25 protein-coding genes and 1 pseudogene are annotated in these 19,854 nt (G+C 39.5%); 4 read left to right on the top strand and 22 right to left on the bottom strand.

The genetic code is table 11. The features are described from left to right. Positions 1–10 precede the first annotated feature (10 nt). The 7 genes from EsVE80_RS03530 to EsVE80_RS03500 all read right to left on the bottom strand — a co-directional run bounded on the left by EsVE80_RS03530 (position 11) and on the right by EsVE80_RS03500 (position 5,564). Complete coding sequence (locus EsVE80_RS03530) at positions 11–1,405, bottom strand: virulence-associated E family protein (RefSeq protein WP_455326612.1); 1,395 nt, start codon at positions 1,403–1,405, stop codon at positions 11–13. Next, complete coding sequence (locus EsVE80_RS03525; protein WP_117461919.1) at positions 1,317–1,961, bottom strand: CHC2 zinc finger domain-containing protein; 645 nt, start codon at positions 1,959–1,961, stop codon at positions 1,317–1,319. The genes EsVE80_RS03530 and EsVE80_RS03525 overlap by 89 nt, the downstream gene beginning before the upstream one ends. A gap of 64 nt (positions 1,962–2,025) precedes the next feature. Then, a complete protein-coding gene (gene mobQ / locus EsVE80_RS03520) occupies positions 2,026–3,606 on the bottom strand; it encodes a MobQ family relaxase (protein WP_173102493.1) in 1,581 nt (526 codons plus the stop codon). A gap of 194 nt (positions 3,607–3,800) precedes the next feature. Then, positions 3,801–4,310 (bottom strand): hypothetical protein, encoded by a 510-nt coding sequence (locus EsVE80_RS03515; protein WP_006873177.1) that lies wholly within the window; start codon positions 4,308–4,310, stop codon positions 3,801–3,803. A 57-nt stretch (positions 4,311–4,367) separates the two neighbouring features. After that, a complete protein-coding gene (locus EsVE80_RS03510; protein WP_006575072.1) occupies positions 4,368–4,622 on the bottom strand; it encodes a CPCC family cysteine-rich protein in 255 nt (84 codons plus the stop codon). Between the two features lie 311 nt (positions 4,623–4,933). Then, a complete protein-coding gene (locus EsVE80_RS03505) occupies positions 4,934–5,230 on the bottom strand; it encodes a DUF3847 domain-containing protein (protein WP_009296086.1) in 297 nt (98 codons plus the stop codon). Then, the gene (locus EsVE80_RS03500) at positions 5,223–5,564 is read right to left on the bottom strand and encodes a DeoR family transcriptional regulator (protein ID WP_054328106.1); all 342 of its coding nucleotides are present in this window, start codon (positions 5,562–5,564) and stop codon (positions 5,223–5,225) included. Before EsVE80_RS03500 ends, EsVE80_RS03505 begins: the two co-directional genes overlap by 8 nt. 668 nt (positions 5,565–6,232) lie before the next feature. On the opposite strand from EsVE80_RS03500, the gene EsVE80_RS03490 reads away from it, so the two are divergent. Next, on the top strand, positions 6,233–7,039 hold the full coding sequence (locus EsVE80_RS03490; protein ID WP_006873172.1) for a helix-turn-helix domain-containing protein: 807 nt from the start codon (positions 6,233–6,235) through the stop codon (positions 7,037–7,039). Between the two features lie 60 nt (positions 7,040–7,099). On the opposite strand, the gene EsVE80_RS03485 is transcribed toward EsVE80_RS03490, so the two are convergent. From EsVE80_RS03485 to EsVE80_RS03415, 15 genes and pseudogenes are all read right to left on the bottom strand, one after another. Continuing rightward, on the bottom strand, positions 7,100–7,684 hold the full coding sequence (locus tag EsVE80_RS03485) for a DUF3658 domain-containing protein (RefSeq protein ID WP_455326613.1): 585 nt from the start codon (positions 7,682–7,684) through the stop codon (positions 7,100–7,102). 48 nt (positions 7,685–7,732) lie between these two features. Then, complete coding sequence (fosXCC, locus tag EsVE80_RS03480; protein ID WP_024725385.1) at positions 7,733–8,143, bottom strand: fosfomycin resistance hydrolase FosXCC; 411 nt, start codon at positions 8,141–8,143, stop codon at positions 7,733–7,735. Positions 8,144–8,263: 120 nt separating this feature from the next. Further along, positions 8,264–8,692: a hypothetical protein gene (locus EsVE80_RS03475; protein ID WP_455326614.1), complete on the bottom strand. Its 429-nt coding sequence runs from the start codon at positions 8,690–8,692 to the stop codon at positions 8,264–8,266. Between the two features lie 16 nt (positions 8,693–8,708). Further along, positions 8,709–9,098, bottom strand: coding sequence for a TnpV protein (locus EsVE80_RS03470; RefSeq protein WP_009296082.1), 390 nt, complete (start codon positions 9,096–9,098; stop codon positions 8,709–8,711). Next, on the bottom strand, positions 9,058–9,420 hold the full coding sequence (locus EsVE80_RS03465; RefSeq protein WP_022742028.1) for a helix-turn-helix domain-containing protein: 363 nt from the start codon (positions 9,418–9,420) through the stop codon (positions 9,058–9,060). Before EsVE80_RS03465 ends, EsVE80_RS03470 begins: the two co-directional genes overlap by 41 nt. Before the next feature lie 70 nt (positions 9,421–9,490). Further along, a pseudogene (locus tag EsVE80_RS03460) lies at positions 9,491–9,643 on the bottom strand (Maff2 family mobile element protein); the annotation flags it as partial. Between the two features lie 3 nt (positions 9,644–9,646). After that, positions 9,647–9,958: a hypothetical protein gene (locus tag EsVE80_RS03455; protein WP_017645749.1), complete on the bottom strand. Its 312-nt coding sequence runs from the start codon at positions 9,956–9,958 to the stop codon at positions 9,647–9,649. 313 nt (positions 9,959–10,271) lie between these two features. Beyond that, positions 10,272–10,889: an SAP domain-containing protein gene (locus EsVE80_RS03450; RefSeq protein ID WP_081528325.1), complete on the bottom strand. Its 618-nt coding sequence runs from the start codon at positions 10,887–10,889 to the stop codon at positions 10,272–10,274. 79 nt (positions 10,890–10,968) lie between these two features. Next, positions 10,969–12,750 carry a VirD4-like conjugal transfer protein, CD1115 family gene (locus EsVE80_RS03445; RefSeq protein WP_081528324.1) on the bottom strand — a complete coding sequence of 594 codons (1,782 nt, stop codon included), beginning with the start codon at positions 12,748–12,750 and terminating at the stop codon, positions 10,969–10,971. Continuing rightward, positions 12,747–13,232: a PcfB family protein gene (locus EsVE80_RS03440; protein WP_081528323.1), complete on the bottom strand. Its 486-nt coding sequence runs from the start codon at positions 13,230–13,232 to the stop codon at positions 12,747–12,749. The genes EsVE80_RS03445 and EsVE80_RS03440 overlap by 4 nt, the downstream gene beginning before the upstream one ends. Continuing rightward, the gene (locus tag EsVE80_RS03435) at positions 13,232–14,269 is read right to left on the bottom strand and encodes a DUF6017 domain-containing protein (RefSeq protein ID WP_081528322.1); all 1,038 of its coding nucleotides are present in this window, start codon (positions 14,267–14,269) and stop codon (positions 13,232–13,234) included. The genes EsVE80_RS03440 and EsVE80_RS03435 overlap by 1 nt, the downstream gene beginning before the upstream one ends. 75 nt (positions 14,270–14,344) lie before the next feature. After that, positions 14,345–14,626: a CD1845 family protein gene (locus tag EsVE80_RS03430; protein WP_102568195.1), complete on the bottom strand. Its 282-nt coding sequence runs from the start codon at positions 14,624–14,626 to the stop codon at positions 14,345–14,347. Positions 14,627–14,636: 10 nt separating this feature from the next. After that, complete coding sequence (locus EsVE80_RS03425) at positions 14,637–15,485, bottom strand: KilA-N domain-containing protein (RefSeq protein WP_000048811.1); 849 nt, start codon at positions 15,483–15,485, stop codon at positions 14,637–14,639. Between the two features lie 59 nt (positions 15,486–15,544). Next, positions 15,545–16,741 carry a type IIL restriction-modification enzyme MmeI gene (locus EsVE80_RS13830; protein ID WP_173102491.1) on the bottom strand — a complete coding sequence of 399 codons (1,197 nt, stop codon included), beginning with the start codon at positions 16,739–16,741 and terminating at the stop codon, positions 15,545–15,547. Positions 16,742–17,034: 293 nt separating this feature from the next. After that, positions 17,035–17,898: a helix-turn-helix domain-containing protein gene (locus EsVE80_RS03415; RefSeq protein WP_173102490.1), complete on the bottom strand. Its 864-nt coding sequence runs from the start codon at positions 17,896–17,898 to the stop codon at positions 17,035–17,037. Positions 17,899–18,079: 181 nt separating this feature from the next. Between EsVE80_RS03415 and EsVE80_RS03410 the strand changes: the two genes are divergently transcribed. From EsVE80_RS03410 to EsVE80_RS03400, 3 genes are all read left to right on the top strand, one after another. Beyond that, a complete protein-coding gene (locus EsVE80_RS03410) occupies positions 18,080–18,430 on the top strand; it encodes a hypothetical protein (protein ID WP_173102489.1) in 351 nt (116 codons plus the stop codon). Positions 18,431–18,634: 204 nt separating this feature from the next. Further along, positions 18,635–19,480, top strand: coding sequence for a rolling circle replication-associated protein (locus tag EsVE80_RS03405; protein ID WP_173102488.1), 846 nt, complete (start codon positions 18,635–18,637; stop codon positions 19,478–19,480). A 21-nt stretch (positions 19,481–19,501) separates the two neighbouring features. Next, positions 19,502–19,777, top strand: coding sequence for a DNA-binding protein (locus EsVE80_RS03400; RefSeq protein ID WP_173102487.1), 276 nt, complete (start codon positions 19,502–19,504; stop codon positions 19,775–19,777). Positions 19,778–19,854: the final 77 nt, after the last annotated feature.

Here is a 19,854-nt window from a genome sequence, read left to right as displayed (position 1 = left end):
GCTGCCATTTTCAGAACGGAAGCTCCATCTGTTCTGTGACCTCCACAAAACCGTCCATCGTTTTTTCAGACGGGTTGCCGGAGTCCGTTGCCGGGTTTTCACGCTCCCAGCCCTTTTGTCTGCCATATTCGGAAAACATTCTTGGGTTCGGGAAGTACCGCCAGCCAGAAATGCACTGGTTCATAATCTCGTTGATTTCCCGGATTTCCCATTGCTTCGGCTCGTCAAAGGCATGGTTCAAGGCTTCCTTATAGAGCTGCTTGGAGCAGACCATGCTCCCGGTGTACCTATCAAGATACGCCTGTATCATTCCGGCTTTGGTGTCCTCCGGCATAAAATCCCGCTGGTGTTCTTTCAGATACCGCTGCATGTCGGGGCTGAAAGCCAGCTTGAACCTGCCGCTTCGGTAAATCTCCATCGCTTCCGCCCACATCTGCTCGATATAGGCTCTGGAAGCGGCTTCGTCCTCCAAAATGTGAACCTCGGCTTGCTCCGGGTACACCATGACGGGGATAAAGCGGCGGTTGCCGGAACGGTCAAGGGGCAGGAAGTCAAGGGCATTGGAAGTGCCGCCAAACACGCACTGACGGGGGCGGTCTGCTGGGTGGGTTTCATAGGGTATCTTGTAAACCTCTTTCTGCCGGCTTAAAAATGACTTGATTTCCTCAATGCTCTTGGCGTTTGCGGTTGCCATCATTTCCGACATTTCGATAATCCAGTGACCTTGCAGCTTACGGTACACATTGTCATCGTCCAGCTTCCGCAAATCATCGGAGAACCACTCGTCCCGGACTGCCAGCAGACGGAAGAAGGTGGACTTTCCAGCCCCCTGACCGCCTACCAGACAAAGCATGATTTCAAACTTGCACCCCGGCTGAAAGGCTCGTGAGATTGCACCCAGCAGGAACAGCTTCAACGCTTCATAGGTGTAATCGTCTGCGTCAGCCCCCAGAAAGTGCCGCAGACAGAAACGGATTCGTTCTGTCCCGTCCCACACAAGGGCACTTAGGTAGTCCCGGATGGGATGGTACTTGTTTTCATTCGCCACAATCCCGATGGCATTATCAATCTTTTTCTCATTGGTAAGCCCATAGGTTTCTTCCAGATAGAGAAGCAGATACTTCATATCCGTATCGTTCAGGGCTGTGCTTTCTCTGTGAAAACCGATGGGCTTTATGATGTCCTTGCGGTCGGTCAGGATGTTGTATGCGATAGCCCCGGAAAGCAGAGGGTCACGCTGGAATACGGTCAGGCAGTTCCGTATGCTCTGGCGGACACCGCCTTTCTCGGTGGTTTCCAGCCCCGCCTTGATTTCCTCAATGCTCTGGGGCGGCTGCATGGCGTTCATGGTGTTTTTTAGTTCTTGCTGCGTCTGCGGCTGCAAGCTCTGCCATTCGCTGTTCAAGCTGTATCACATCCTTTCCGTAGTCCGCAATCAAAGCCGCTTTTTCCTCTGTCTCCCCGAACAGCAGCACATCCAGCAGATATTCCACATGGGCTTGCTTTTGTAAGGCTTCCACAAACCGGGGATGAAAGGCTTCCTCTGGGGAGTGCGGGGCATATTCCGTTCTCCATGCCCGAAGCAGGTGGAGATAATCGGCAAGGATACGGAAGCAGCGGTTCTTTGCTTCCTGAAACTGTTCCTCCGGGGATTTCTGCCGGGGCTTGGGCTTTTTTGCCTTTCCCGGCGGTTTCCAGTCCTCATAGGAAAGCCCAAAGTCATTTGCCAGTTGTACGGCGGCTTCTTTCTTTGCCAGCCCATACAGGGCGGCGGCAAAATCAATCACATCCCCATCCGCACCGCAGCCGAAGCAGTGGTAACGCCGATCCAGCTTCATGCTTGGGGTTTTATCATTATGGAACGGGCAGCAAGCCATCCCGTTCCGACCTACATGGATTCCATAATGCTCCGCAGCCTGTCTTGTTGTGACGGACTGCTTCACAGCTTCAAATACATTCAAATCTATCCCTCCTTGAAAACAAAAAAGCACCTGACATTCTCTGATTGAAAATGGCAAGTGCCTGTTAAAGTTCCATATCCTGTTGTTTGTGTTTCGTCTGTGCCGGGACAGTTCTTTGTGCTTTTTTCTCGTCAGCCTTATCCTGCAAGACTTCCTTGATAGGCTGCTTCTTGGGCGGCTCTTTGCTTTCTTCTGTGCCGGGTGTAGCTTTCCGTACCCAGTAGCGGATGTCCCGCAACTTCTTCAAATCAGCCTGTACCTCGGTCAAAGGTTCTTTCAGCTCTGCGATTTCGCTGAGAAGTTTTTCCTGCTCCTCTTGCAGCTCCTTTTGGGTACTGTCCTTATCGTCTGGGTGCTTGGCAAGGTAGGCGGCGGCTTTCGCATACCGGGCAACCTCCGGGTGTTCCTGTTTGAATTTCTCCTTTGTTTTCTTAAAAAATATCTTCTGGTACTTCTCATAGACAGGCTTACATTCCTTGCAGGCTGTCTGGCTGGCAAGAATCCCGTCAATCACTTTGCTGCGGGCTTCCTTTGGCTTCATCTGATTGCGGTAATCTGCGGCTGATTTCCCGGAAGATTCCAGAAATGCTTCTAAGTCCTCCACAGTGGAAAGCCCCTTTTGCCGAAGATAGGACAGGGCTTCGCTGACTGCCTTTAAGTCCTGTGAAGTCCCCCGGTTCTGTCCAGCCCTTGTCCAGTCCTTCCGTTCTTCCTTTCGTATCTCCATGTACTTCATCAGCAGATTGGGAAGAAGTGTCGCTTCCTCCGCCGCCTTTTGTGCAAGCAGCTCTTTCCGTTTTTCTCCCAGCTCGGTAATCCAGCCTTTGAGGTTTTGGATAAGCTGCCGGATGGACTTCATCAGACTGTTGGCGGCTCTGATTTCCCGGTTCAGGTTTCCGATATTCGTCTGGATACCACGCTTTTCCATCTGCCGGACAGCAGCCCCCTCATGGACAGTGGGGACAATATCAAGCCCCTGTCTGGCATAGGAACGCAAGTCCACACGCTCCGGACGGTCATTGGCTTCCAGATAGCGGTTCTGGATGACCTCCCATTCATGCCGCCAGATTTCGCAATACTTCTGGTCGTTCCAATCCACCGTATCCTCCTTGTGGCTTTTCCATCTGCCGGACGGAAGTTTTATCCGTTCCCCGTTTTCGTCAAGGTCATAAACCTTGCGGCTCTTGGGAAGCCATTTTCCATGTTCGTCCATTGCCCTCATAGTGAGCATGACATGGGCGTGGGGATTGTGTCCCGGCGGATGGGGGTCATGGATGGCAAAGTCAGCAATCATGCCTTTGGAAACAAACTGCTTCTGGCAAAACTCCCGGACAAGGACAGCATACTGGTCGGGCGGTATCTCTCTGGGGATGGTAAGCACCCACCGCCTTGCAAGCTGGGAGTTCCATTGTTTTTCCACCGCTTCGGCGGCGTTCCACAAAGTATTGCGGTCTGCATATTCCTGTGGGGCATTAGGTGGGAGCAGGATTTCATTGTGGACGATACCACGCTTTTCCGGGTAGTGCTTCACTTGCTGGTCATATTCACAGAACAGTTTTTCGCCACTCTGGTAAGCAGCGGCGGCAACCGCAGACTGCCGCTGACTGCGCTGAACAATCGTGATTTCGTTGTGTGGACAGGGCATTTCGTGTCCCTCCTTTCGCTAATTGGTGGACGGGGTGGCGTTTTACCACCTCATTTTGGGCAGAAAAAAAGCAGGAAACCTTTCTTTCAGATTTCCTGCTCGGTGTGCCGCTGTGTGGGCGGCGGGTATTTAGTTGTAAAAGTTCGGGACAAGTTGACCCGATGTGAAGCTGACGAACTGGAATTTATTTGTTGTTATTTTCTATCAATCCCCAAAACATCATAGTATTCATCACTATACTCAATGCCACTATTGTCAAAGCGAGATTGCAGTTCTTTTACATAGTCATAAGGGTTATCAATAGGGGAAATTTCTAATTCTGTTTCAAGATAACTTAATGTCGCTTTCTGTTCCTCTGTGCGGATTGCTTCTTCCTCTTTGAGGTGTTTTTCAAATTTGTCTTTGTCCATCCAAATAATCTGCTCAATAGGATTAGTAGAACCACAAGCAAGAATAAGTCTCATAAAATCCTCAAAGGTTCTTGCCAGTGGATAAACAAAAACATCTGCACAAGTATCAGGATTGCAGGCAAAAACCATTTCCCCATACGGCTCAATAAAGCAATACATAATACTTCCTTCAAAACCTATTGCCTTTGCATTGGTCGGATAGCAGAAGTAAGAATAAATATCTTCAACTTGTTCAAGACAAATCAAAGAGCCATTTATATTCAGTTCTTTGTATTGGTCAAAAAGTGTTTCCATTTTATCACACTCCTTTACAACTTCTAATTTTTCAGTTCTACAAGTTGGAAGTTGTCGCTATGAAATTTCTTTTTCATCATCTCTTGGTGGTCGGACATAACATAACATTTCTTTTTCACAAGCACCAAATTTTGAGAAATTGGATTTCGCTTCTTTTAGCGTTATTCCATGATTAGAGTCGCTTGGTTCGTTATCAGAAGCAATGAACGGGTCATTCTCCCAAAAACAAACGGGGCAAATATACCCACAATCTTCATTTGCCGGAACATTATAGGTAAAATATCCGCAGCAAGGACATTGGTATTTTTTCATATAAACCTCACGTTTAAGCCTTGACCTCAAATTCCTGATTTATTTCTGACTTTATTATACTTCATCGATTATCGAAAAGATAGCATATTTTATGAAACTTGTCGGCTGGGAACAGCTTGCACCGCAAGGTGTCCCCAACAGGCAAGTCCACAAAAGGGTAGCTGGCTGCAGCCAGCGCAGGGGAAGTGTAGCGTCCCCTGTTTGATTTGGAGCAGACCATGACTGCGGAAAATCACAGCTCTCCGGCGAGGAGCCTTCGGAGAACGCAATGCACCAACCTCTGGGTGGTGTATAATTGCGCCCTTAGTAAACTAAGGGGTTTCCGGCTTCTCCCGTTCCAGCATTTTTTTCAATAGTTCCTGCGTGTCCTGCCTGTGAAAAATGAGTTTCAACAACAGCATGACATCATCATCTGTTAGGCGTTCCGGCTCTTGCAGAAAACTTTCCAGCATACCGCCACGAGTGCAGAGCCGGTGCGTCCGTTCCTTTCGGGTAAGCTGCTTTAACTGGTGCTGCAATGCCTTTTCATCATTGATGGCTTTCCGCAGTTTCTTTTCGCTTTTCTCCAGCTCCCGGTTGAGCTTTTCCAGCTTCGAGGTATCAGGCAAGGGCAGCGTCCTCCTTTCCCGGTATCAGCACATAAATCCTATTCGGTTCTCCCACGCCCTGACGCACCCGCATGATAAGTCCGGCGTTTTCCAGTTCATTCAGAGAACGCTTGACCGTCATGGGACTGCGGGACAGGACTGCGGCAATGGCTGTGACAGGGAAGCAGACAAACAGGATTCCGTTCTCGTCCTCCTGCTCTTTGGATAGCATAGCGTCCAGCATCCGGCAGTACATGACCTTTGCGGTGCTGCTGACTGGAAATCCTGTCAACGCTCTGGGAAATGGCATACAGGGCGGCAATGGTGTGTCTATCGTCATAAATTCAAAATTCATTCGGTGTGTTCCTCCTTTTTCTTTGATCGTTTGGATAAATAACGGGGGCAGTCAATCACAACCGCCCGGAAGCTCTGCTTGCACCCATGCTGGCATTTCCGGCATAATTCGTTGTAAGTGACACGCCCCCGGTCATTGAGGTAAAAGGAAAGCTCATGCTTCCTCTTTTTGCTCATTCTCGGCATATTGTATTTCCTCCCGTTTTAGTGTATGGTTTCGGGGCGATTTTCGGCAAAATTACGGTCATAGAGCCGATTAAAATCTCCCGAAGTATCAGCGATAGGGTAGACTATCCCCCTATCAGATTGTCGTGTTTCGGTATCATTTCGGTGTCAGTTCGCCAGTTCTCCCCGGTGTCGTTCCTCCCCTGAATCTCACAGCGGCGTATCGCTCCCTTTGGTACGCTCGTTTCGGTCAGGGTTCCTCCACATCCCTGCCAAAAGTCATGGCGCTACATCGCCGGGGAAGCATATCCCACACAGGCTGGTCATTCGATTGGAATAATCCATCGATGAACTACCTGTATCATAGAACATTTTTGTGCCCTGTGCCGTATGTCCACAAAGTAGGAATTAGGGGTAAAAATCAGAAATTTCCACGATTGCGGAAAGTGTGATATAATCCAGATAAGCGGCAGCAATGAAACCATTGGAAAGGAGCGTGCGCCCATGAAAGGAGCAACAAGCATACAGGAACGCCTTTGGGAACTCCGCAAGGACAAAGGCTTAAATCTGGAAGAACTATCAAAGCTGACAGGCATTTCCAAATCAGCTCTTGGAAGTTATGAAAAAGAGGATTTTAAGGAAATCAATCATGGCAACCTTATCACGCTGGCAGACTTCTATGGGGTCTCTGTTGATTATCTACTGTGCCGGATAGAGAACAGGGAGCAGATCAACACACCATTGACGGAGTTGCATTTGAATGATGAGATGGTGGCACTGCTGAAAAGCGGTCGGATTAACAACCGTCTGCTCTGTGAGCTTGCTACACATAAAGATTTTATCAAGTTTCTTGCAGACATTGAGATTTATGTGGACGGGATTGCTACCATGCAGATTCAAAACCTCAATGCACTTGTCGATACCGTCCGGCATGAAATCATTGAACGGTATCGCCCAGGCGAAGATGACCCGCATTTGAAAGTGCTGCAAGCCGCCCATATCAGTGATGATGAGTATTTCAGTCACATGGTTCTGGATGACCTCAACCTGATTATCCGGGATATTCGGGAAGCCCACAAAAAGGACAGTGAGAGTGCGCCCCAGACCACCGTTGCCGATGAATTGAAAGAAAATCTCGAAGCAGTCGAAAATTTCAAGGGCAGCCGGGATGAAAAGCTGGTTGTCCTTTACTGCAAGCAGCTCGGTATCAACTATAAAAATCTGTCAGACGAAGAATTTCGCTGGCTGATTCGGATTCTCAAAAAATCAAAGAAAATGGGAACGCCTATCAGCCAGAGGAAAAAACGGTAAAAAAACCGCTGTTGCATGGTTGGGGTGCCTTCCATGTAGCAGCGGTTCTTGCTGTGGTTATTATTTCATTCGTTTTCTTAATATCCGGCGATAATTTGTTTCTCCCTTTGGTGCGTCCTGTATAATTTCCAACACACCATCTTCAAGCATTTTATCAATGCGATTAGAAATCCATACATCACTAATTCCAAGTTGATATTTTCCTAAAACATTACCTATAACAATAGCCATTTTGAATTGCTCTGGCTGTTCCGCAATTTCACGAAGAATGAAACTATCATATATATCTTCTGAAACACTTTGCAATTTACCATTTAGCATTGCACGCAAAGGTGCATTTTCATTTTGAAGTTGATTCCATTTCATAGCACAAGCTGAAAGAAATACAGGCTTAGCTTTTTCTTGTAGAGTTATATATTTTCCCCATTCGCCAGGAGAAACCTCACCCCATGCTATTTTGGATGTCATAGTATTTTCTTTTCCATATTCCCAGGCAGGTAACTTAACCAAATAAATTGTTGTCTGACAGTTTAATGGTCGAAGTTGTTTCATAAGCCAGTACATACCGCAAAGTTCATCCGGATTATAGCTATACCAAATACGAACTTCTTCTCCAGCTACATATCGTTCAATAACCGAAGACAATGTAATATAATTATAATTAACAATACTTCTGATTAGTTACTATTAAATTTAATCTGTTGGTTCTTTTTGGTAGCGAAGAAGTCTTGTTTCCAATGTTCCAGTGTGGAGTTCGAAAAGATGATTATCATAGTCATAAAAATATATTGAATTCCCCTCTCCTATAACCCTTTTTCTCCCAGCTTTTATCTCTAAACCAAGGTTTTCTATTCTCTTAAGGTACATTTCATAATCCGATTCATCTATTTTAAATGCTATATGATTATAGCTTTTTTCCATTTCCTCTCCTTCCATAACTGCAATCCAAAGGTCGTTTATCAAGAAAAATTTTTCTTTGGATATAGAAAACTTTTTGTCTTCGCTTGAATAAATTTCTTTGGCTTCAAAAATTTCTTTAAAAAATTTTGTGGCTTTATCTAGGTCTTTGACAATAAAAGTAATATGACTAATTCCATATATCAACTTTCCCACCCCCAAAATATAAATAGTCTCTACTTCACATAATTCTACTGTTGTTCACTAACTTATTTTCTATTATATCTCAAAATCAAAAGATTTACCTCTGATTTAATGTTATGAGTTTTACTCAATTCTTATTGTGTCAAACTCATTTTTTTGTAATATGTAACTATTTTTTACCCTAATTTTCTGTATTTTTTCTTCAACCTGATAGTCTAAATCCTCTACAAACCAGACAGACAGCATTTTCTTGAGAACATTTTTCCGCTGTTCGCCAATTCCATTATCAGAAATATCTCCCACACTAAGAGCCATATCAAAACAATAAACATCACTGCTCTTGCCTCCCAATGGAATAGCATTCTCCCAAGCAATATGTTCTTGTTCCTGTGCTTGAATTTGTGCTTCTTTCATTTCATCTGAAGATGGAACACTCCCATCTTCGTGCCTCATAAAGACCGAAACTGCACTTCCTCTATACTTTCCCTTACCGTAAGTTTGGGCAATTTTCAAACTTCCACAGGCACTTTCACCAAATACAATTTCAATCATCTTATATACCTCCGATTTAATTACTCCCGTATGAATAAATTATATCATGCAAAACAATTTCTTCTGCCCGGTTGTGAATGTTATTACAACGCTGCACCCATTCCATTTGTTGAGTTCGCTTCAATTCCTCTGTCACGCCCTCGGTGGCTTTCATCTGCTCCATGATAGTGTCTAACCGTTCCTGTGCCTGTTCGTTCAGGTCTGCAAGATATGTCCACAATTCTCCGGTCAGTATCAATGTATTCAATCTGGCTGGGTGGACTTCCCTTAAATATTCCCGGTGCATCCGTCCGTACTTTCCGATAGGGCGGTGTTCCTCCGGCAGTTTCAAGTCCGGGATGTAGTAATCTCCGACAAGGATATAATCAATTCCGTTTTCCGTTATTCTTGGTTTCAATTCTCTCATGTTCCTTACCTCCTGTGGAAGCAGGCTCGTCTGGTACTAACTCAATCACATCGGTAATCTCACAATTCAGCGTTTCGCAGATACGGGCTAATGTATCCATGCTGATGTGCTTTCCCTCTTTGCTCATGTTGGCAATCATATTTGTTGTCATACCAGCAGCAAGCCTTAAATCCTCTTTCCTCATATCACGCTCTAACAGTGTGTGCCAGAGTGGTTTATAGCTGATGTGCATATTGTTTTCCTGCCTTTCTATCCATACCACCGGGGCGGCTGCCCCGGCAGGAACTTTTCTCTTATTATAGCACCAATCTTGTGAAATCAAAATTTATTCTTGTATCCTGCCGCTGATACCGTCTGGATTGGTTTTCCTTTCTTTTTTGTTCCCTTTAATTAGCCATGAACTGCTTAATGCCCTGAGATTTTGCTCCAGGGTTATCATTACCATATCCCTCCATAAGGTTAATAACACCCCATGCTCCAAGACCAGCACCTACTGCCATTACCAAAATCTTTAATACATTAACTGCTTGTACGAAAAAATCCATTATTTATTCCTCCTCGTTTTCTTCTTTCTTTTCAATTTTGTTCATAGACATAACTACAAAATTCTTATATGTCTTTCCATTTTTAGTTCGTTTGTTGAAGTAACCATACACATGAATGAAATCACCTTCTGAAAATTCCTTAGCCACGTCAGATTTATTGCCATAGGCTGCACAGTTGATATACTCTCTACCTTTTCCATATCCTTTCGAAAGAGCAAAATTTACAACTTGAACCTCTTCATCACCTCTTGTAAAAGTTCCAAAAGTAGGTTTTTTTAACAGATTGGCATTGATATTAATCATTTCTTTATCCATTTTTTCCTCCAATTAAAAAAGCGACTGAAAAGTTAATTTCAATCACCAAGTATTTGTATATTTAGTTATCTATTAGGTAGGGCTTCTTATCCTTATCATCTTTTCTCCTTTACTTTCTGTAACATATTTAAGGGAACTAGCATTTTGTCGTGTATATATTAGTGAGAGGCATTTGAAATACTAGTTAGCAACTCTTGCGAGTTTTCCCTATTTATTGATCGCAATATAAATTGAAAATAGGCATGAAAAAAAACGATAGATTTTTTATTTCTATCGTCTTTAATACTTTATATTCAGTTCGACAAACTAGGATTTATTTATGATACTCCTCTATTTTATCTCCATATTCGTTTAGGAGTTGTCTCGAATAAATTTTTTCATTTTTTGAGTCTCTAACTTCTTTCCATATAATAGCAGCAACTTTTAACTTGTTAGAATAATAGTTGCTAAATTCATCTGAGCAAAAGTCCTTTAGGAATTGATTCCATTGACAAGCTGAATTATCATACTTAGCGTAGTCTGACTCGCCATAATATACTTTGAGCATATCTTGAATTGTAAAGTTTAAGTTATTTTCTGTTTTCACTTTTCTCCATGCCGTTGCCATATCGGCATTGAACTTAAATGGACTAACACCCGTTACTGCAGAAAAATAGTCCCTAAATTTTTGATTAAAGGAAAAAGCACATTCAAGTAATGGTGTACATAATGTTACAACTTCTGTTTGATTTTTGTTTCCATTTCTCTGAGATTTCTCTATTCTATTTCCCATAAAATATTGTTCTATGATATGATTCAGTTCTTGCTTTGTACTTCTATATTCTAATCCAAGTGACTTGCAAATTTTTGAAAGTTCCTCTCTGTACCAATAATATCTAGAAAATTCTTCAAATGACTTTATATCTCTGAAATCAGGTCTACCGTTCTTCAAATAGCCACACCCCCATAAATTCAAATTTATCTTATTATACCAAATATACCCACGCCACATAAAGCTATAAAAGAAAATATTACAATCTTGTAATTACTGTATTTCTATTAAACTTAACTTTTCCTTTTCTCTTGATATAGTCTTCAATATCAAACACATTCTTTTTATCATAGTCCTCAAGGAGCTTGTAATTCTTGTGCTTTGTAATATCAAATTTATCTGACAAAAATGGTCTGACACCTCGAAGCTGAAAAATACACTTGCTACCATCCATAACTGTTATCTCGTCTTGGCTCATCAATTCTTTTCCTGTCTTTTGGTAATTCAGTCCATAGCTATTAGCATTAGATCTTGTTTCCGATGTGTTATACAGATCTATGGTTTCTTTACCCAGTGTTTCAGACAGTTCTTTAAGTGTTGTCTTTTCCTTTCCACCAAGAAATAAAGTGCTATCGCAGTTGCCTACAATCGTATCTGCATTATCCTTGTAAATTGCCTTTAGCTGAGATTGTGCTTGTAATATGATACTTGCTGAAATCTCTCTACTTCTGATTGTTGCAATCAATTTCTCGAACTTCGGAATTAAGCCGATGTTTGCAAACTCATCAAGTAAGCACCTTACATGAACGGGTAATCTTCCTCCATACTCGTCATCTGCCTTATCACAAAGTAGGTTAAATAGCTGTGAGTACATAATAGATACAACAAAATTGAAGGTATCATCTGTATCAGAGATAATAACAAAAAGTGCTGTCTTTCTATCTCCAAGTGTATCAAGTTCAAGTTCATCTTCTTTCATTAAGTCCCGTAGTTCTTGAATATCAAATGGAGCAAGCCTTGCACCACATGAAATAAGAATAGACTTTGCTGTTTTTCCCGCAGCCAATTTGTACTTTTTATATTGCTTTACTGCAAAGTGCGTAGGCTCTTTCTTTTCCAATGCTTCAAATAGCCTATCAATAGGATTCATATATGTTTCATCATCTTCCCTGACTTCTGAAGCATCTATCATATCAAGGAGTGTTGCAAAGTTCTTTTCTTCTCTTGGAGCTTCATAGAAGATGTAGCCAATAAGAGCAGTATAGTAGAGTTTTTCGGCTTTCACCCAAAAATCTTCGCCTGCTTTTTCACCCTCTCCCTTGGTATTTGCAATAATTGTCTGTACCAGTTTCAATATATCTTTTTCACTTCTAAGGTAGGCGAATGGATTATACTTCATACTCTTTTTGAAGTTGATGGTATTTAAGATTTTTATCTCATAACCGTTATCTTCAAGCATCTTACCACATTCAATGACTATCGTTCCCTTAGGATCTGTAACACAATAGCTACTGTGCATTTGCATTAGGTTCGGTTTTACATAAAATCTCGTCTTTCCGGAGCCTGAACCACCTATAACCAAAACATTTTTATTTCTTGCATACTTTGGATTTGCCGGTCTGCCATTCATGGTTAATCGCTCAGTTTGAGTAAGCAAGATATTATTTTGAAACTTTTCATCCATATACGGCTCTATATCTTTTCTCGTTCCCCATCTTGCTGAGCCATACTCTTTCCCCTGTCTGAACTTTTTTGCGTTTTTACCTTTGGTATAGACAATAAATTTAATTAAAGCTGCTACTCCCACGCCCATTAAAATATCAGCCACATGAATACTTGGCAGTAAGCTCATGGTGTTAAGTTCCAATATTCCTTGAAAGATTTTATCTATCACATCGCCGCCAGTATAGGCTCGTACATGATGAGAAAAGATATTGCCTACATAGAAAAATGCAAGATAGGGAATGTTCTGTTTTAGAAACTTTGCCTTATCTTGCACTTTGAATAAGCCTTTGATGTCTTTTAGTATCTTATCTATCATAGGCTCTGCTCCTTTTGTTTATTCTTGACTTTATCCTTAGAAATAGTATTTTTAGCTAGTTCTTTAAATTTCTTTATGTTCTTGTGAATTGACTCCTTATTTTTTTCTTTTTTCTCAATATTTGATAGCACATTTTGAAAAGCTTTATTCATAACTTTTGTATCTTTTGCTTGGAAGAATACTGAATGTGTCCCAGTCTCCTTATCTTTCATCACTGAGAATTTAACACCATGTTTATTCAATTCTTTTTTTAGTTCTTTTAATTCACCATCTTTAACATTGATTTCTTCAAGCTGACCTTTCTTAACCATATCTTTGAGTTTGACTTCATTTCCCTCAGCCTTGATAAGTTTATCTAAGCCACCATGTTGTTTTGATCTCTGTTGTAACTTCTTTACTTGGCTTAAGATTTCTTGATATGTTGCCTTTAAGACATTAACTTCAATATTAACTACTCTATTAGAAATTTCTTCATTTATCATTAGTAACCTCCTTCCCTCATATCATAACTAACAAGTGCTGTATAATAGGCATCCATATTGCTTGGTGCATTATATGCTGCCGTTAAGATAAATGCTCTTACATTTCTTATTTTTGATTCGTTCTCTGATAAAGCATTTACAAGATACTCCATATGCGAAGAATCTAATTCTCTAAATCTCTCTTGAACAACATATGCTGGTAATTTCGTTTGATTTATTGTGACTGTATCTTCCGCATTTAATACCATAACATCAGCTAAAACTTTAATTATTTCATCAAAGGTTTTAGCAATAATCTTATTGCCCAGTTTCATATGTTCGTTGTATCCTGTGCTTTCTCTTAATTCTTCTAAACAAGATTTATATGATTTTATTTGTTTACGTCCTTCCTCCATTCCGTCCCCTGAATAAAACAGATCTCTTTCATAGATGGGTAGGTGGGAGGACTTCTCTGTAGAAATATCTGAAGTAATCTTTGATGAATTATTTGTAGTAATCTCTGGTAATGGTTCATGCAAGTTGCCATAATGCACTGGTAGATTTTCATCAAATGCATCGGTGCTAAATGCCTCATTGCATTGGTTGATTTTGCCCTCTTCCATTGGTGCATTTTGCCCTAATGCATTAGGCATAGCACTTTTACTTACTTGTTCTAATATTTTTCTTTCTTTCTCTTGTTTTCTTTGATTTAGTTCAAGATAAAGTTCTTCTAATTTCTTGTCATTTATTGTGTACCACTTCGTTTTATCTCTAGGATCTTTATTATAGTTTCCAACTAAAAGATAGCCCGCTTTTTCAAGCTTAGAAAAAGTTCTCTTTACTGTATCAACACTTAAATAATCAAAATCTTTTTCTTGCCATGCTCGTATGGAGTTATATGTCCAATACTTGCCATCATGATAATTGTTACCAGACTTCTTATTTATCTCAATCCAGTAATTTATTTGTTGAAGCACAAGAGCTTCATTTAAGCCTAATTCTCTGGCTAATGCTTTATTAGCCAGTATAGGTTGTTCATCAAATAAATACATACTCATATCATCGCCTCCTTTCTCTGAAATTTAGGCATAGAAAAAGACGATAGATTTATATTCCATCGTCTTAACTCTCTCTTATATTTCCTTTAATGTATCTTTCGCTACTTCAAGATATGCTGTGATCCAAAGTGCAATTTTAGGTAGCCCATAAGGACTGATCAAGAATGCCAGTAGTAATGCTGCTATTCCTGTTGCCATATCTTTTTGTATAAAGCAAGCTACTGCTCCAATAAATACTAGGAAAGATATTATACCTAAAATCATTCCACTAACTTTTATAATAAATTTTAGAAAAGCAATTAGTATCAACAAGATCAATATTATTGGAAATAAGATAATTTTCAATGCCCATCTCATAACAACCTCTCTATTTCTTTGATTTATCCTCTAAACTCTTAATACCTGTATTGTTCAACTTTTCAATTGACATCAGCTGAGTTCTGGCAAGCTTTCTAAGTTCTATCATTCTTTCTTTTTGATCCATACCTTTACCAATAAGAATTGCATTATAGCTTTCCATATTTGCAAGAACAAGTAATTCATTCAGACTTGCATAGTCTCTCATATTACCCTTTAACTCAGGATTTTCTTCACGCCACTGTTTAGCTCTCTTGTTAAACAAGGCTACATTGAGCATATCTGCTTCACTTGCATACTTGTAAGACAACTGTTCGTTGGTAAGATCTTTTAAGAGATATTCTTTGATTGCGTCTGTATGAATTTTGTAGTTAATCTTGGAAATTTCTCTATTCAAATTCCAACCTAATGATAGCTTAGAGTTTTCATCTGACTTAAGTCTTTTGTAATCCTGAATTACATACATCTTAAATTCAGCAGAAATCCATGAAGCAAATTCAAAGGCAATATCTGTATGTGCAAATGCACCACCGTATCTTCCTCCTTTTGAGATAATTCCGATTGCGTCTGTTTTTTCTACCCATTTCTTAGGGGACAGTGTAAAGGAATTATATCCAGCTTCCGATTTAATTCGGTCGAATTCGACCGAATTGAAATTCATGTTGTTTAAGCTTTCCCATAAACCAAGAAATTCAATTGTATCTTTTCTTCTCATCCAATTTTTAATTACATCACTTGGTTCATCGCTTTTATATCTAGCAATATCCGTTAGACTTATATAGTCGTTTTGAAAGTCTTCAGTATAAATTTGAATAGCAAATCCTTTTGCTTCAATCGTCTCTTTTTTCACCTTAGACATATGAGTTCCTCCTTTATGCTGATGTACTGTTTACAACATTTATTTTCATAATAACTGCTCTAAACAGCACACCAACGATTCATTTTTTTGATTTTAAACTTTGGTAGAAGCTCTAAAACCCTTGTATTTACTTGACTATTTGCCTGTGTCATTATTATGACACGAAACCCACAGGCAGGATCCAAGAATGTTAAATTAGATATTTTTTTATGAAACTCGTTTAACTTATTTAATTTCCCTATTTTTAAATTACATATATTTTGAAATTCGGTATTTAAATCATCAAGGAAAAGTGAGTCTAATACCTTCATTATATTAACTTCAGAAGTAAAGTGCGCACCTAAATCACGCCTTCTTTTGACATCCATCGCACCTTCAAACATAGAACCAAAAATAATAGGACTAATTTGGCTCCAATCTAGTTGCGATATTTCTAATAACATATTTCTTATTTCCTTATTTAGCCTGATTCCTGTAGGTATCTGTACATCGAACAATCCACCATTTATATATCGAAAGTCCTCTAAATCTCCTTGTTGGTACCTTTCATTTTCTGGAGTATTTAATACTATAAATAGTGAACCCAATTTATCAACAATATCTGATCCATCTTCTTTAGTATGTTTCAAAATATAGCTTCTATACTGACCTTCTTCGAAAATTCCAGTATAATCAGCAAACATACAAAAAACAATTCTTGTCATTAATAGTTCAGTAGCATTACGTGGATAATTTTTTTCGCGAAGCATTATATGTAATGTTTCGAGTAAATTCGCCGCTTTAACATTTACTGGGCTCTGTGGTGTTGTAATCCTTATCTCTTTACCTTTTAAAAAATCAAAAACTCCAATATGAGAAGTGAGTTCTTTCACAGGAAATGTAATTTCTGATCCAGTGTCCAAGTCTGATATTTTTATTATTTCAAAATCACAAAGCATCACATATCTAGGTACATCATTTTCTCCTAATTTCATAACATAGTTATAAGCTTGAGACTTAGCTTTGTCGAGAGATTTTCCTTTACTTTTCATTTCAATTAGAAGTATGCCATTAAGTAAATGATCAACATATTGCTGATGTTTGCCAGCTTTAACTCGCCATTCAAATCCGGCATTAACTTTTCTCGGATTAATATGAAACACCTTTTCCAAAAAGTCTTTAATCCAAGATTGAGCTTGTTGTCTTTCGTCTGAATCATTTTGATGATCTTCTACAAATTTGTAGGCATCGTTGATAGTCGTGTCATCTACAACCATTTTTATCTCCTTTTGCGTGTATTATTCTAGTTCTTTTTTTCAATACTACCTCTATCTAATTAACTAATACTTTATAACTATTTTTTTAAATATTAATTATTCTATAGTCATATACGCCTAACTATTTAGCAATCTAAATACTATTTTTCGAAAGATTAAATTTTTTCTTTCCGTTGTACTTCTTAGCATAATCTATAGTCCAGTGTGTCAAATTTCTATATTGACCATTTTGTCATCGTTTTTCCGACGTTAATAACAATCGAACTAAAAAATCACTTATAGCAAGAAATTTACTATTTTCCAAACCAATTCTCAACCTGATTTCCACTAACTTCCCCATACAACTTAATTAACGCCGGACGCAACATCTGAACCGTCTCCACCAACTCTTCCCCACCAAACAATCCTGTAAACGTCCTACCTGTCAACTCTTCAGACAAATGATTAAGTAAGTGAACAGTCTGTTGATTGTCAGAAAGTATATTGATTAAGTTCCCAATCAAATATTTATTTTCAAAATTACTATTCGCAAAAAAATCGTACTTATCGACTTCCTGCTTAACCAGTTTAATCATATCATCTTTTTTTTCATAATTAAATTCGCCGGCTACATCCATATATTCGATGATTCCATTCGTAATAACGGTGACTGCCTCATCTTTCCTCTGTCTAGATAATTCATCGGCAATCGGTAAATTTTTTATATGATCACGTACCATTTTTTTAATTTCTTCTTTAATGACTTCTTGTTGCAGTTCATAAAAATAATCATCCATAAACTCCTCACATGGATAACCAACTTCATTTTCCCAGGCAGGATTTTTAAACTCCCCAGTGTAAAACTCTTCTTTGATTGCTTTCACAACTTTCGGATGTTCTTGCACAATCCTGTTCTGCCCTTTTAACCGCAAGTAGTCCGCAATATATTCTTCAATCTCACCAAAATAAAACCAGCCTACAGGTTTTCCACTAATACTAGACAATTGATTAATCACGTTTTCAGGAGCTAGCGCATAGCCTTGAACATAGGAGCTAATCGTTGGTTTCTTTACACCCAAGCGATTGCCTAACTCCGTAAAGGACAAATTCATACTCTCTTTTATTTCCTTAATTCGCTGTCCCACTTTCACTTTATCAGGTTGTAATAAACCAAACATCGTTTATTTCCTCCTCATCATTTTTACTTATTATATCACTCGTATAAAATTTCGTATACACTTTTTGATAAAATCACTTGACTTCGTATAAACAAACGTATAAAATAGAAATCATAGATGGCCGTCTATATTTTTTTAAATCAATCGTATAAATTATCGTATATACAAAAGGAGGGCTATTATGCCAATCAAAATCAATGATCTCACTTTACCAAAAGAAAAACTCGAAAAAGAATACCAAGTCGTCAATGTTACTCGCTGGCAGAAAGATGGGGAAATTCTAGGTTGGAGCTATGAATGTATCCTACCAAAACTCCGCTACGAGAAAATCAGTGTCAAAGTCAAATCTGAAAATCCTATAATCACTCCGGAAGAACTTACCCAACAAGGCTTAGCCATGGTTACATTTATCAATTTAGTGATTTCGCCTTGGGGGCGCTCCAACGGTCAATTCGTTAGCTATGGCTTATCGGCCACGGCAGATGCGGCAACTTTGATTCCAAAAAAACAAGGTAACACTACGCAAAACTAATTTTCCTATGGGTTTGTTGGGTGGTTAGGACGAAACGGCGGGGCAGCGCCCTAGAGCCGCTTCTGTCCGTTAAGACCGCCCAATAAATCCATAGGCTGGAAGGACTGCTTTGCAGGACTTCCCCTTAACTTGATTTATAGAACAACATCAGGCGAAAAATGATGGTTCTTTGACAACTGAATATACATCAAGGAGTGATGATTTTTGAAAGCTTATAATCAGAAAATCATTGAGACTCCCACGTACCTTGAAATTTATGATTATGAAGCAATCATTACTCCTAAACAAAAAACAGGAAATATTGAAACCAATCCAAAACGAAAAAAAGAATTAGCTTGGCTTTATGAAGAAGAAAATCCAACTAGCGATAAAAGAAAAAACTATGATGAACTATCCGCTCAAGGGCAATACGACAGCTTAAAACGAAAACAAAAATACTATCAAAATATGCGTTTTGAAATTGCCCGACTCGTGGATATGAACTTTGACAATCAGACGAAATTCTTAACCCTCACTTTCAGAGAAAACATTCAAGACATTGCCTATGCGAATAATGAATTTAAAAAATTTATCAAACGACTAAACTACGAACTCTATCACACAAAAAAAGCAAATCTAAAATACCTAGCCACGTGGGAAAAACAAGAACGAGGTGCCATCCATTATCACATCATCCTGTTTGACTTTCCTTTTATCTCCATCAATCGTCTTACTACTATCTGGGGACATGGATTTATCAAAATCAACAAGATTGATGTGGATAGTATCGAAAATCGTGGACGCTATATTAGTAAATACTTCGATAAAGACTTGGATTTGAAAGAGCATAAAAAAAAGGCGTTCTTCAAATCGCGCAACCTCAAAGTGCCCAACGTCACAAAGCAACTCGTGGATCAACCTTTTGATACCACAAATCAAGACGTACTTTATACCAATGAGTATCTCGTAAGACGTCCGATATTTTACAGTGCGATAAATGAAGGTGGAAATCCTGAACAAGGGATGGATTTTCAAGAAAGCATTGTTCGCTATACAAAAATAAAAAAATGAATCTCGAAAGTAGGTAAAAATATGACTGTTACTGTACCGATTGAATTTAATCAAGAAATAATTGAAGAACTTGTTCAATTAACGAAGCAAAAAATTGAGGAAGAAAATGCACAATACCCAAACTTAAACGAGTTACCACCCTATCCGACGAGGAAACAATTAAAACAACAACTAAAGATTGGCGATACACGCCTCAATAATTGGATTGATCATGGGTTGAAAGTCATTCCTTTTGGTAAAGAAACCCGCTTTGATCGTGAAGATGTAAAACTTTATTTAGACAGTCTAAAAATCTAACCTTGACTTACTTGTTTTCGCTGACTATGATACCGATAAGAAAGGAGAAAACCTTCTCTTTGATATACTGGCGAGTG

The organism is Enterococcus saigonensis (genome assembly GCF_011397115.1).
In the GTDB taxonomy this organism is placed as follows: Bacteria; Bacillota; Bacilli; order Lactobacillales; family Enterococcaceae; genus Enterococcus_C; species Enterococcus_C saigonensis.
This window is presented reverse-complemented; position numbering and strand designations above follow the sequence as displayed.